At 47.9% G+C, this 14,254-nt stretch carries 11 protein-coding genes; 6 read left to right on the top strand and 5 right to left on the bottom strand.

Annotated features, from left to right (window positions below; genetic code table 11):
* Positions 1-104: 104 nt before the first annotated feature.
* The 4 genes from ABDW72_RS03110 to ABDW72_RS03095 all read left to right on the top strand — a co-directional run bounded on the left by ABDW72_RS03110 (position 105) and on the right by ABDW72_RS03095 (position 6,207).
* Positions 105-959, top strand: coding sequence for a phosphoglycerate mutase family protein (locus tag ABDW72_RS03110; RefSeq protein ID WP_347156995.1), 855 nt, complete (start codon positions 105-107; stop codon positions 957-959).
* Between the two features lie 216 nt (positions 960-1,175).
* Entirely contained in the window at positions 1,176-2,501 is a 1,326-nt protein-coding gene (locus tag ABDW72_RS03105; protein ID WP_347156994.1) for a DNA recombination protein RmuC, read from the top strand.
* Between the two features lie 108 nt (positions 2,502-2,609).
* Positions 2,610-4,466 carry a M2 family metallopeptidase gene (locus tag ABDW72_RS03100; protein ID WP_347156993.1) on the top strand — a complete coding sequence of 619 codons (1,857 nt, stop codon included), beginning with the start codon at positions 2,610-2,612 and terminating at the stop codon, positions 4,464-4,466.
* 190 nt (positions 4,467-4,656) lie between these two features.
* A complete protein-coding gene (locus ABDW72_RS03095; RefSeq protein WP_347156992.1) occupies positions 4,657-6,207 on the top strand; it encodes an ArnT family glycosyltransferase in 1,551 nt (516 codons plus the stop codon).
* Positions 6,208-6,221: 14 nt separating this feature from the next.
* On the opposite strand, the gene ABDW72_RS03090 is transcribed toward ABDW72_RS03095, so the two are convergent.
* Together ABDW72_RS03090 and ABDW72_RS03085 are read right to left on the bottom strand one after the other, a co-directional pair.
* Positions 6,222-6,941: a pirin family protein gene (locus ABDW72_RS03090; protein ID WP_347156991.1), complete on the bottom strand. Its 720-nt coding sequence runs from the start codon at positions 6,939-6,941 to the stop codon at positions 6,222-6,224.
* Between the two features lie 172 nt (positions 6,942-7,113).
* On the bottom strand, positions 7,114-7,893 hold the full coding sequence (locus ABDW72_RS03085) for an XRE family transcriptional regulator (protein ID WP_347156990.1): 780 nt from the start codon (positions 7,891-7,893) through the stop codon (positions 7,114-7,116).
* 554 nt (positions 7,894-8,447) lie between these two features.
* Between ABDW72_RS03085 and ABDW72_RS03080 the strand changes: the two genes are divergently transcribed.
* Positions 8,448-9,821: a S8 family serine peptidase gene (locus ABDW72_RS03080; protein WP_347156989.1), complete on the top strand. Its 1,374-nt coding sequence runs from the start codon at positions 8,448-8,450 to the stop codon at positions 9,819-9,821.
* 102 nt (positions 9,822-9,923) lie between these two features.
* Here ABDW72_RS03080 and recQ read toward each other — a convergent pair whose 3' ends face one another.
* Complete coding sequence (gene recQ / locus ABDW72_RS03075; protein ID WP_347156988.1) at positions 9,924-12,059, bottom strand: DNA helicase RecQ; 2,136 nt, start codon at positions 12,057-12,059, stop codon at positions 9,924-9,926.
* A gap of 182 nt (positions 12,060-12,241) precedes the next feature.
* Here recQ and ABDW72_RS03070 point away from each other — a divergent pair, with 182 nt between their 5' ends.
* Positions 12,242-12,589: a four-helix bundle copper-binding protein gene (locus ABDW72_RS03070; RefSeq protein ID WP_347156987.1), complete on the top strand. Its 348-nt coding sequence runs from the start codon at positions 12,242-12,244 to the stop codon at positions 12,587-12,589.
* A gap of 86 nt (positions 12,590-12,675) precedes the next feature.
* Here the strand turns inward: ABDW72_RS03070 and ABDW72_RS03065 are convergent, their stop codons facing one another.
* Positions 12,676-13,008 carry a phage holin family protein gene (locus ABDW72_RS03065; protein WP_347156986.1) on the bottom strand — a complete coding sequence of 111 codons (333 nt, stop codon included), beginning with the start codon at positions 13,006-13,008 and terminating at the stop codon, positions 12,676-12,678.
* 160 nt (positions 13,009-13,168) lie between these two features.
* Entirely contained in the window at positions 13,169-14,239 is a 1,071-nt protein-coding gene (locus ABDW72_RS03060; protein ID WP_347156985.1) for an agmatinase family protein, read from the bottom strand.
* Positions 14,240-14,254 lie beyond the last annotated feature (15 nt).

Here is a 14,254-nt window from a genome sequence, read left to right as displayed (position 1 = left end):
TAAAACTTTTAACAAGTATGAATTAGATGCAAGGTGCAATCAATATGAATACAATTTACCTAAAAGCAGCAGGACTGCCATGCTGCACTGACTGGAAAAAAACTATGAGAATACTGTTGCTGCTATCGCTTTTTTTGGGGCTGCTGGCTGTTATACCAGCCCAGGCACAAAAGAAGAAGAAACGACTCAACCAGACGATTGAAAACATCATCCGCAAGTATAAAGCATTGAATGCAAAAGCGGCTTATGTTAAGGCGAATGGTGTTCCGGTCGCCAAGGCAACACGCTTTATTCAGCCAGAAGATAAGCTTGTTCCGGATTATAGTCAGCTGCACCAGATCGCTTTGGTCCGCCATGGAGAGCCGGACCTGGTGAAAACAGGCAAGTTCTCTTACAGAGAAGCCAGAAAATTCCTGCTGAACTATGACAGTGTTGGGATCATAGTACCTGATAAACCTTTCTTTCACATCAAGGCCCCGGACCAGGTAGCCATATTCACCAGTTCTATTAACCGAGCCCAAGCTACTGCAAAGTACCTTTTCGGCGACTCTGCGCAGATGACTGTTTCGCCAGACTTCAGGGAGTTTGAAACTAACGTTGGCCGGCATTACCTGAAACTACGAATGCCGATCAAACTCTGGACTACCAGTGCACGCATTAAATGGATGCTGGGTATCGATAGCCATGGGATAGAGAGCTTTGCCGCCGCCCGCAAAAGGGCCCGCAAAGCAGCGGTACTGCTGGCAAAAGCCACAGAAGAAAAGCCGAAAGTAATTCTTGTCGCTCATGGTTTTCTGAACCGCTACATCAAAGAAGACCTGCAAAAGCTGGGCTGGCAGGTGGTACGCGATGGCGGCAGCAACTATTTTGCCACTACCATTCTAGTTAAAATCGAAGACAAAAAAGAGCAGAAAGAACATAACATCTCTTTAGGCTCCACATCTGAAGGCAGTCGTTAACCCACTCCTATTGCTTTCGTGCAGCATTCCATACTTAATTTCCGGTTGAAGCACCTGTGTGTCCATTTTATACTTTGGCGTGGCTTTCCGGCACCGCAGCAACAAACTTATACCTTCTTTATCTCTTTCCGGCACTTTATAGCTAATCCAAAGAGCTATTCCGGCGGCTGACTAATTTGTTTAGCATCGTTTACTAAAATACTTTACCTTTACTTTATGGAGATACTCATAGGAATAGCCGCCTTCCTGGGAGGATTGGTGGTCGCCTTCCTGGCGCTGAAGAGCAGGCAAAGTACCCTGCAACAAAGCCTTACGCAGGCACAGGTAAGGCAGGGAGTGTTAGAAGGACAGGCGCAGCAGCGTACACAGGAGGCAGAACAGTTGAAGGCGCAGCTGCGGGAGGCCCAGACCGAAACGATGGAACTTACCAATGCACTCACCAAAACCGAAACCGACTATGAGCACCTGCAAGGGCGCCTGCAGGAACAAGGCCGTGAATTGGAGCAACTCCGTGAAAAATTTCTGCAGCAGTTCCAGAGCATCTCCAACCAGGTATTAATGACCAATGCCGAACATTTCAATAAAGCCTCTTCCGAAACGCTGGAGCGTGTGCTCTCCCCCTTGAAAGAGCGCATCAAAGAATTTGAAGCGAAGGTAGAACAAACGTATGAGAAGACACTGAAAGACAGCATCTCCTTAAAAGAACAAATTACGCAGCTTGCCAGCCTCAACCAGCAGATGAGCCAGGATGCGCTGAACCTGACTCGTGCGCTGAAAGGAGAAAGTAAAACCCAAGGCAACTGGGGCGAATACCTGCTGGAAAGCCTGCTGGAGAAATCGGGCTTGCGCAAAGGGGTGCATTACGAGCGTGAAGAGGTACGGCAGAACGACGAAAAGCAAGTATACCGCCCTGATGTGATCATACGGTTGCCAGAAGGAAAGCACCTGATCATTGACTCCAAAATGTCATTGGTAGCGTACGAGGCCTACTGCAGCTGTGAAGAGGAAAACCAGCAGGAAGTATTTCTGCGCAGCCACATCAACTCGGTGCGCACCCACTTCACCGACCTTGGCCGCAAGAACTATCACCGCCTCAACGGCATCAACTCCCCGGACTTCGTGATGATGTATATTCCGCTGGAGCCTGCTTTTACCCTGGCCGTGCAGCACGACCACGACCTCTTTACCGATGCCTTTGACCGAAACATTGTGCTGGTAACCACCTCTACCCTGTTGGCGACATTGCGAACTGTGGCGGGCGTTTGGCGACAGGAAGACCAGAAACGAAATGTGCTGCGCATAGCCGAAGAAAGCGGTAAGTTATACGACAAATTCGTTGGCTTTGTAGACGACCTTAAAATGATTGGCAAGCACCTCGAAAACAGCCAGAGTACGTACAATGCTGCTATGAACAAGCTCACAGAAGGCAAGGGCAATCTTATCCGGCGCGTGGAAATTCTGAAAGAACTTGGCGCCAAAACAAGCAAGACTTTAGATGATAACCTGTTACAGGAGGCGCAGCTGCCCGAGGAACTGCATTAAACGGATGCCTCGCCCTGTATGTCTTCTTAAAAGTGACTATATTGATTCACTTTTAAATCTAAGAACCATAATAACCTAGCTAGCCATATCTCAAGAACAGATTTAAATATGAAAAAAATGATCTACAGCGGTTTCACCGCCGCTATACTTCTATCTGCCTGCTCTACACAGAAGCCTGCTGCTACGACGGCGACGGCAAATGCTACGGCAACAGCAGAACCAACTGCTACGGCAGCCCCAAACTTACAGCAGGAAGCCCAGGTTTTCTTGAATCAGTATTCTAAAACATACCAGCAACTATACACGGCTTCGTCCGAGGCAGAGTGGCGCTCCAACACTCACATTGTAGAGGGCGATTCGACCAATGCCGTTGCGACGCGCCAGGCAAATGAGGCGTTTGCCGCTTTTACCGGCAGCGCTGAAAACATCAACACCGCGAAAGCAATGCTGGCGAAAAAAGACCAACTGACGCCGCTGCAGGCAAAGCAGTTTCAGGCTATTCTCTATTCAGGAGCAAACAACCCGCAGATCATTCCGGATGTGGTAAAGACCCGTATTAAAGCGGAAACGAAGCAGACGGAGGACCTCTATGGCTTTGATTATCGGCTTTATAATAAGTCGGTGAGTACAAATCAGATCGATGATATTCTTAAGAAGGAAACAGACCTGAAGAAGCGGCTCGCAGCCTGGAATGCCAGCAAAGAAGTAGGCAAAGGGCTAAAAAAAGGGCTGCTGAACCTGCGCGACTTACGCAATAAAACAGTGCAGAGCCTCGGCTACGACGATTATTATACTTACCAAGCCTCTGATTATGGCATGACACGTGCCGAGATGCTGGACCTGATGAAGCAGATAAACGAGGAGCTTCGCCCGCTTTACCGCGAACTGCATACGTACGCCCGCTATGAACTAGCCAAGAAGTATGGCGTAAAACAGGTGCCCGATTACCTGCCGGCGCATTGGCTGCCTAACCGTTGGGGCCAGGATTGGAGCCCGATGGTGAATGTAAAAGGCATTGACCTGGATGCTGCCCTGAAACCGAAAGGCGCGGAGTGGGAAGTGAAGCAGGCAGAACGCTTTTACCAAAGCCTGGGCTTTCCGCAACTGCCACAAACGTTCTGGGAAAAGTCAAGCTTATACCCTGCTCCTGTTGGTGCTGATTACAAGAAAAACAACCACGCCTCAGCCTGGCACATTGACCTGAACCAGGACGTACGCAGCCTCATGAGCGTAGAGCCTAATGCAGAATGGTATGAAACCACACACCATGAACTAGGCCATATTTATTATTACCTGACCTACACCAACCCGGATGTGCCGGTGCTGCTGCGCTCTGGCGCTAACCGTGCCTACCACGAAGCCATGGGCAGCCTGATGGGCCTGGCCGCCATGCAGAAGCCGTTCCTGGAAAACCTGAATCTCATTGATAAGAACACACAAACTGATGAAGTGCAGTCGCTGCTAAAAGAGGCGCTGAACTATGTGGTATTTATTCCTTTCTCTTCGGGTGTAATGAGCGAGTGGGAAAATGATTTTTACGCCGAAAACCTGCCGGCAGATCAACTGAACAAGCGCTGGTGGGAACTGGCTAAGAAGTACCAGGGTATTGTGCCGCCAACAGAGCGCGGCGAAGAATACCTGGACCCGGCTACCAAAACCCACATCAACGACGACCCGGCTCAGTACTATGACTATGCCTTGTCTTACGTGATCCTGTTTCAGTTGCATGATCATATTGCACGCGAGATTTTGCACCAGGATCCGCACGCCACTAACTATTACGGCAACAAAGAAGTCGGTAAGTTTCTCCACGACATCATGTATCCGGGAGCTTCGGCTGACTGGCGCCAGATGCTGAAAGACAAAACCGGAGAAGAACTAAGTGCCCGCGCCATGGTCGCTTACTTTCAGCCGTTGATGGACTACCTGAAAGAGCAGAACAAAGGCCGCAAGTATACTTTATAAAATCAGCTCGTTCTAGTATCATACTTGCAGAAGAGGCGGCACAGGCATTAGCTTGTGCCGCCTCTTCTGCAAGTAATCCATATATAAGATGTTGGTGAGCAGTTTAAATTGGCTGCAGATTTAAGGCTGATGTGGAAAGTCAATTTATCTAAATAAATACTTACCTTTTCTGAAGAAAGCTTATGAAGCTATGGAAAACACATCAGCTATTCAGGTATTAAAATCGGCAAAAGGAGTTATTGCCCTGCTTGCCTTGTGCAACGTAGTGCTGCACCTACTATTCTATAATAACCTGGAGTTTCACCGCGACGAATTGCTATACTTCTCCTTCGGGCGTCACCCAGCTTTTGGCTATGCAAGTGCTCCTCCACTGATAGCTTGGCTGGCAACAGGACTGCAATTTTTGTTTGGTTATTCTTTGTTAGCTGTACGAATTCTGCCAGCCATACTTAGTGGGGTGTTGATTATACTTACCAGCGCCATTGCCCGGGTGCTCGGCGGCAAAGGGTATGCCCAAATACTGGCCGCCATTGCGCTCATTTTCACGCCACTTTCCTTGCGTGCTTATTTCCTTTATCAACCGGTAGCGTTAGATGTGCTGTTCTGGACCTTACTTTTATACCTGCTCACCCGCTACCTGCAAACATCCGAGGAGAAGTACCTTTTATACTTTGGCATTGTGCTGGGCTTTGCTTTACTCAACAAGTACCTGGTTGGCCTGCTGGTGCTGGGCTTGGTACTATTGCTGGCCGTCACAAAGCACCGGAAAGTATTTACCCGTAAAAAATTCTACTGGGGCATCGCCGCAGCAATGCTGATTTTTTTGCCCAACCTGCTGTGGCAGCTTGCTATGGGGCTGCCCGTTTTTCATCACATGCAGGAGCTCAACAATACACAACTGGTACATGTTAACCCTGCAGTCTTTCTGACCGGCCAGTTAGAAATTGCCATGGGCGCTAGCCTGCTTACGTTACCGGGCATGCTTTTCTTGCTGCTTCACCCGCGCATGCAACGCTACCGGTTGCTTGGCTACCTGACCGTGTTTGTAGTAGTTGCCTTGTTGCTGCTACATGGCAAAAGTTATTATACAATGGGTATTTTCCCGATGTTGATTGCTGCCGGTGCTGTTTGTTATGAAAACCTACTTCAACGTATAGTTTTTCGTGTTGCCCTTCCTATTCTTGTCGCAATGTTGATGCTCCCGTTGCTGCCGTTTGGCTTACCAGTACTAAAACCTAAAGGCTTGGTACGCTACTTCAATACACTTGAAACTAAGTATAAGCTGGATTTAGGCAGGCGCTTTGAAGACGGAACAGTGCACTCGCTTCCGCAGGACTATGCAGATATGCTGGGCTGGGAAGAATTAGCATCCCTTACAAACAAAGCCTATCAGCAGGTGCCAGACAAACAGCGATGCGTCATTTACTGCGAGAATTACGGACAGGCAGGAGCTATTTATATTATTGGAAATAAATACGGACTCCCGCAGCCGGTCAGCTTCAATGAAAGCTTCCGGTACTGGAGTCCGCGAGAGTTTAAGCCTGAAGTCACGCACCTCATCTATATCAATGATGTTTTAGGTGATGATGTGAAGCAGGCATTTGGGCATGTACAGCTTATCGGCAAAATTTCCAACCCGAATGCCCGCGAGTATGGCACCGCCGTGTACCTGTGCAGCTATCCACTTCAGAACTTTAACGTGCTCTGGAAAGCTGCCTGGCAAAGGGAAGAAGGCAGATAGATTTGCTGTTGCTCTTAATAGTTAGCTTCGGCAGCAGGTACATCGATCAGGATGAAGGTAGTATCTGCAGAGGCATGCAGGCGTACCACATCCATTTCCTCCAGACGGATCTGATCATACTGCTCTAGTTCCACATTATTCACCAGCAGGGCACCCGATGTCACATACACTAATGTTTTCCGAATCTTAAAAGTCTGAAAGTCATATTCATTGCCTTCTGAAAGATTACCATAGTATACCGTGGAGTTGGAGTTCATAAAAACGACATCCTCCAATACCTTCTGACCAGTAGCAAGAGGTACTAACTTGCCTTTGGTATCCAGGAAATCTACAGCCATCTGCTCATAGGATGGTGCCAATCCCTTCTTATTTGTTAGAAACCACAGCTGGTACAAGTGGGCAGCCTCTTCCCCATCATTGGTCTCGGAGTGCGTAATACCCGTACCGGCACTCATACGCTGCACCTGCCCCGCCGGTATGGTTGCTTCATTTCCCAAACTATCGGTGTGTTTGATTGCCCCATCCAGTACAATGGTAATGATCTCCATATCGGTGTGCGGGTGCGACGGGAATCCTTTTTTAGGGCCGATCCAATCATCGTTAAATACACGCAATGGTCCAAACTGAACGTTACCGGGATCATAGTAATCTGCAAAAGAGAACAAATAATGCGAAGTGAGCCAGTCTTCAATTTTGGCTTCGTGGCGTTCGGTAGCGGGAATAATTTTTATCATTGCGCAGAGTTTAAGTTTATACTTTAGCAGCATGCGGGGCTGCCTGTACACCTTTACGCATATAGCGCGGTTGTTGTTAACGTAACCACTGCACACATGTGCTTAGGCTATAAACAGGAAAACCTGCCCCGGCTACCGACCGGGCAGGTTTTACCAATGGTGTACAGATGATCTAATCGACCTTTTTGAGCTTCTGTACTTCTTTCTGCAGGTCCAGCACAATAGAAGACAGCTTATCGAGTGACAGATCTGCGATTGGGAAAGTAGAACTGATGTAAGATTTGGCTTCCCAGATCTCCAGCACATCTTCTACATGCAGTTCGTAGGGCGTATAGATCGGGTTATCAGAGTGCAGGCGAAGCACCGATGCCTCTTGTATTTTATTATAAATGCGCTTGAATACAACGCCCTCTTTCTGGCTAACTATAATACAAGGTGTACCGTCTTTTATTGTTCCCCATTCTTCAATATAGCGCCCAACAATTACAGTACCAGAGGCTATAGGTAACATAGAATCACCACTTATTTCAAAGGCACGGAATGTACCGCTGTTGCCCAGCATAGGCAAGCGAAACCGGGGCAGTTCCTCTATAAATTCCGGATCGGCATAGCCATTCAGGTAACCGGCACTTGCTTTCAGTGGCACCAGTTCAATATTTTCACGCTGCTCCTCATCTACCGTAATAGCGAGTACCCGCAGCTTGCCGTCTGTAGCAAGGGGCTGTCCTGCCGCATCACCTTTACCTGTACCAAGGTCCAAAGTGATCAGTTTATCGAGCGAAATACCGAAGAGCTGAGCAATATTCACCAGGGTGCTAAGCTTTGGCTCTGCCCTACCTTCTTCATACGCCCCAACCAACGATCGTTTAATATCCAGCTTTTCAGCCAATTGCGCTTGCGTATAGCCTGCTTTTTTGCGCAGAAACCTAATATTTGAAGTTACATTTTGCACGGTTTTGCCAATTTGTTTAGTGTAGAAACTCTCTTACAACTTTATCTGGAGTTTACCTATGTAAATTTACTAATTATTATTAACAAAACTAATATTTTTAGCATAAAAGTTTCATAAGCAGATTTTTAGTTTAAAATTTAGCCTTATTGTTGAACAAAAACAGTAAAGAATATAACATGAATATGAATATTTAACAATATTTAATAAGTACAAATTTTTCCTTCATTCTTGTATAACAATAATTTGGATTTATTATTAGCTTTCTCCTACATTTATAAAAAATTAAAACTGGACAAAAGAAATAATGAAGAAACCAGACGGCTCTTTAACCTTGCTTGATCTCAACGTCCTGTTAAGTATTTTATGATAATTAATGCTTACACATGCCTTTGTTAGTTGCTGCACCTGTTGTATATAATTTATACTTTACGAACACAAGCCTACAATATAAATGGCAAAAAAAGGTATTTTGCTACGACTAAAGCAACTACATTAGGAATATCGCCACAGTTATCACCTTATTATACTTAAATTTTCACCCTTATTATTTCATAATGAAATCAAGCGCTTTTAGGAAAATTATATCCTGTGTGGCACTGGCGAGTGCCATTAGCATAACAGGTTGCCAGAAAGAGGATTCGGCGGGAGATCTGCTCCCCTCGCCTGTTTCTGCTGACGATGCACAGAATGGTTTAGCTATTGAAGGACAATACATTATTGTTTTTAAAGAAGCTAATAAGAGTGGAAATGCCTTGCATGGAGGAAACTCAGCGGTTAACAGTACGATCAGACAAACAGTGCTTAACCAGGCGCATATCAATTCAGCTGATCTGCAGCAAATCTTTAATGGCGTGGTAAATGGTTTCGCTGCTAAGTTAACACCAGCACAGCTTGACTTGCTGCGCGACAACCCTGCAATTGCTTACATAGAACAGGATAAATTTATCTCCATCAAAAAAGAAGTTCAGAAAATCGGAACAACAGGTAAAGGTGGGGGCAAGTTCTCGCCTATACTAGCTCCTACACCAGAGCCAGCACCTGCTCCTACTCCTGAGCCTACTCCTGCTCCAGAGCCGACACCTACTCCAACACCGGAGCCAGCACCTGTACCTACTCCTGAACCGGCTCCAAGTGTGCCAGCTTACCTGCCTGTTACACCATTGACAGGCGAACTGGTGCCCTGGAACGTTGCGCGGGTAGGCTATGGCGATGGTACCGGCAAAACAGTTTTTATAATTGACTCAGGTATTGATACAGATAACCCGGACCTGAATATTGACCTGACACGTAGTATGTCTTTTATTTATGGCATTACCTCCGTTGAAGATGGTTTAGGGCATGGTACAGCCGTTGCTGGTGTTATAGCTGCCAAAAATAATGGCGCAGGCGTTCTGGGAGTTGCCTCAAATGCGACTGTCGTTGCGTTGCGCATATTTGACGATGCGGGCCAGGGAAGTATATCGAGGGTAATTGCTGCTGTAAATTACGTGTATAATAATGCGAAGCCAGGTGATGTGGTAAATATGAGCTTGGGCAGTGGAGCCTCATCAACCCTGGACCAAGCAGTGCTGGATGCCGCAGCTAAGGGTATTCTGTTTGCAATTGCAGCTGGCAACAGCAACGTAGACTGTTACGGCTCTTCTCCTGCCCGCGTAAATGCAACAGGTGTTTATACTATTTCAGCCATGGATGAGAACGGGAACATGTGGGCAAACTCAAATTTTGGCGCCACCGTTGATTTCGCAGCTCCCGGCGTGAATATTACCACCACCAGCAAAACGGGTGCTAACAGCGGTGGCTGGTCTGGTACCTCCTTTGCTGCCCCACATGTGGCGGGCATTCTGCTGCTAAGAGGCATGGTACTATCGCAGGGAACCATTACGGGCGACAAAGACGGCACACCTGACCCGATTGCCTCCTTGAACTAGAATAATATTCCATCGTTCACATGTATACAAGAAAGGCTGCCCATATCAGGCAGCCTTTTCTTTTTATATTTAACGGGCACACATTGCTACCGCACCCGGTCATCAACTGTTTTCCTTTTTGTAAACTGATACGGCCAGGCGAATTTTATAGTACTCATACTTGCCCTCCAACTCCTCAAACATTTCCTTCAACTTGCCCTCTGTGCCATGCTTTTCAATCACTTTCGCGATCACCTTGTACTCGGCTTTGGTGAGGTACTGCTCTATCGGTATGGCATAGCCCTGCTCGTAGAGTGTAGCCAAGTGTGAGTAGATGGTTACTGGGTTTAGATTGCGCTGCTTTGCAATCTGGTCAGGCGTATGGCCTTTCTGGAAAGCTTCCAGCGTGACCAGGTGCGTGGCCCCTTTCAGCTTGTTGCCTTTTGCCTGCTCCTCGGTCACAAAGTCGATGATCTCGTTGATGAAGGCATCGCCATAGTGCTCATACTTGAGTTTGCCTACACCCGAGATCGCCAGCATTGCAATCTTATTAGTGGGCTTTTCGGCTGCCATTTCCAGTAAAGTGCTATCGGTAAACACCACGTAGGGCGGCACGTTGGCGGCATCAGCAATGCGCTTACGCAAAGCACGGAGGCGCTCAAACAAAGCATCTTTGATCAGTTCCTTCTTCGGACGTGCCTTGATGCGCTGCTCCTCTTCTTTTTGCTTTACTTCCTCAAACTTCACCAGCTGTACCTTCCGGTTTTCGAAGAGTACCTGCCGACTCTGCTCTGTCAGCTTTAAAGTATAATTCTGGTCGTAGGCCAGCTCAATCAGGCCAGCGTTCAGCATCTGGTGCAGGTAACGGTTCCAGTCCAGCGGCCCAATGTCGCGGCCGGCCCCGTACGTTTTAATTTTATCGAAGCCTCCCTGTAGCACCTGGCTGTTACGGGAACCACGCAGCACATCGACTAGCAACCCCATCGTGACCTGCTCCTGCGTACGAGCAATGGCGGAGAGAGCCTTTTGAACCAACAGCGTGCCGTCGAAAGTAGAGGGCGGGTTGCGGCAGATATCGCAATTGCCGCAATCTTTCTTCATCTGTTCACCAAAATACTGCAGCAGAATACGGCGGCGGCAGGCCGAGGCTTCGGCAAACTGCTGCATCCGCTCCAGCTTCACCAACTGCAGCTCTGTCTGGTTTTTGTTGCCTTCGCCTTCCGCAAGCATGTTGCGCATGTTCATCACATCAGCAAAGCTGTAAAACAACAATGCATCTGATTTTGCCCCATCCCGACCGGCGCGGCCTATTTCCTGGTAATAACTTTCAATATTTTTCGGCAGGTTGTAGTGGATTACCCAGCGCACATTGGATTTGTCGATGCCCATGCCAAAGGCAACAGTGGCACAGACGATCTGTACATCATCGCGCAAGAACTGCTCCTGCGCTTTAGCGCGCAGCTGCGGGTTCATACCGGCATGGTAGTAGGTAGTTTTATAGCCGCTGCTTTTCAGCTTTTCTGCCAGCGACTCTGTTCCTTTTCGGCTGAGGCAGTACACAATGCCGGGCTGTCCCTTTCGCCGCTCCAAAAAATCAAGGATGCGGTTAAAGCGGTTCTGCCCCGGCCGTACCATCAGGTTTATGTTAGGGCGGTCGAAGGAAGAGATGTATACCTGCGGATTCTGCAGGTAAAGCTGTTCCAGTATATCTTTCTGCGTGAGTTTATCAGCCGTGGCAGTCAGGGCAATTACCGGCACGTGCGTAAACTGCTGCTTCAGCGCTTTCAGCTGTGTGTACTCGGGTCGGAAATCGTGGCCCCAGGCCGAAATACAGTGCGCCTCATCAATTGCAAACAGCGAAATGTTCAGTCGTTTCAGGAACGAGATAAATCCTGCTGATAAAAGCTTCTCCGGCGACACATAGAGCAGCTTCAGCTCATTTCCAAGACACTTATTCTCAATGTCATACTGTTCTTCGCCGGAGAGCGAGCTGTTCATATAAGCCGCCGGAATGCCGTTGGCCTGCAGCGCCTCTACCTGGTCCTTCATCAGCGCTATCAGCGGCGACACGACCACACAAATACCAGGTAGCACCACGGCCGGCACCTGGTAACAGACAGATTTTCCGCCGCCGGTAGGCATCAACACCACCACATCTTTTTTCTGCAACACACTGCCGATAATCTGCTCCTGCATAGGCCGGAACTGGTCGTATCCGAAGTATAACTTCAGTGCTTCGCGTGCTGCTCGAATATCCATGTTTTCTCTCTTTCGCTGCGCAGGCATACCTGCTTCCTGTTTCCTGTTCTCTGCTACAAAGATAAGTATAAATTCAGCAACCGGCCGGGTTTAAGCATGCTCACGTGCCTAACAAATAACTATGTGAAATGGCTCCCGTACCTTATAAGACATTATCCAAAATAAAACTATACTTATACGCTATGAAATCAGAGATAACAGATAACCTGGAGCATCAATTAGTTAAATGCATGACTGCCTGCGAAACCTGCGCCACCCTTTGCCTGGAAGAGGACAATGTAAAAATGATGGCCGACTGCATCAGAATAGATCGCGACTGCGCCGATATCTGCATTCTTACCGCACAATTTGTGGCGCGCAACTCAGCTCATGCCGTACATGTGATGAAGGAGTGTATCGAGATCTGCCGTAAATGTGAGCAGGAATGTCGCAAGCACGACACCGACCATTGCCAGCACTGCGCTGATATTTGTGAAGAAACGGCGAAAGCCTGCGAAGAATGGATCAGCAACAAACAATCTAAGCTGTAAGATAGCTGTAGTTCATAAGAAAAGCCCCTGCTGCAATGTTTGCAACAGGGGCTTTTTCAGTTTAATAATAGCTATTGCTATCAGCTTTAAAAAATAGCATCAAGTATAGCGGTGATGAGTGAAAGCACCAGGCTGAAGATCAGCGCCCACAAGAAACCATCTACCTGGAAGCCGGCAATCAGCCAGTCGGCCAGTAGTATGATGAGCGCATTGATCACTAACAGGAAAAGACCAAGTGTAAGTATGGTGACCGGAATGGTGAGAAAAACAAGTATAGGGCGCACAATAGCATTCAGAACAGCCAGCACCAATGCCAGAATAATTGCCGTTACAAAGCCATCAATGGATACCCCGGGCAGGAAATAAGCAGACAGCATAGCTGCAGCGCCCACAATCAATAATCTGATAATAAATCCCATAGTTTCGTTTTTTAGGTGTATCGTATTTTCATTAATTTTCTGTAGCCCATACATACGCAACCACTTAAAGAAAGATAAACCGGCTTCTCCTGCGCACTTGCTGAAGCATAAAAAAGCCGCACCAGTGGTGGTGCGGCTTCATAAAGCTGATTTATACTTGCTACAACTGGGCTACTAATTTCTGCTGCGAGGCAGCTGTCCAGTTGCAGAGTTTGAGTAACATGCGAGCGCCTACATTACCGTTCCACTCTGTCTCACCCGGCGCTACTTCGCATAGGTCAAAGCCAATAATTTCACGGCCGGATTTTACCAGTTGCTTTATCAGGAACACCGCCTGTTCAAACTCCAATCCGCCGGGTACAGGGGTGCCGGTGCCGGGGCAAAGTTTCGGGTCCAGCCCATCGATATCAAAGCTGATGTATACTTTCTGCGGCAGCTGTGCGATGATCTTCTTGCATTCCTTCTTCCAACTATCGCCGCCATACATGTTTTCCTTCAGCGTAGCATCATAGAAAATAGTAACACGGCCATTCGACTGCTCCGCCAGTTCTGCTTCTGCCTGGCACAGATCTCGGATGCCGACCTGCACCAGCTTTTTGACCTGCGGCAGTTTCAAAGCATTATACATGATGGATGCGTGGGAGAACTCAAAGCCTTCGTACGCTTCGCGTAAGTCGGCATGCGCATCTACCTGCAGAATGCCAAATTCTTCGTGCTTTTCGGCCAATGCGTGCATTAAACCAAGTGGGGTGCTGTGGTCGCCGCCCAGCACTCCGACAATTTTGCCTTGCTCCAGGTAGCCCAATGCTTTTTGCTTCAGCCACTGCAGCATCTCAGTACCTTTATCCGTAATCTTCGCTGGCAATTGCTCAAACTCTGCTCTTCCCGCTTCCGGCTTTCCTTCTTCCAACCAGGTGATATAACGCTCCGCTTGTTGGCGCAGGTCATCACTAGTGGCAGCCCATTCTTCCGAAATCTCCTCCATAGCGATACCAAGTTTCCAGGCATCTTTGATGTTTGGTTCAAATAGGTCGAGCTGCGGAGAAGCATCTTTTATAGCCTGCGGCCCCTGCGCCGTGCCGGCACTGTAGGACACCGTCACCTCCCAAGGAGTAGGTATAATCACAACCTCTGCTTCTTCGATGGAGAATGGAAGGCCAAACACGCCCCCGCTCACATCGCCTACGCCATTCGGATCGAAGTTGGCGATTTTCTGTTCTTTACTGTTCATATAAGTTGCCGAAGC

Origin of the sequence: Pontibacter chitinilyticus, assembly GCF_039748935.1 — a bacterium.
Classification (GTDB): domain Bacteria; phylum Bacteroidota; class Bacteroidia; order Cytophagales; family Hymenobacteraceae; genus Pontibacter; species Pontibacter chitinilyticus.
This window is presented reverse-complemented; position numbering and strand designations above follow the sequence as displayed.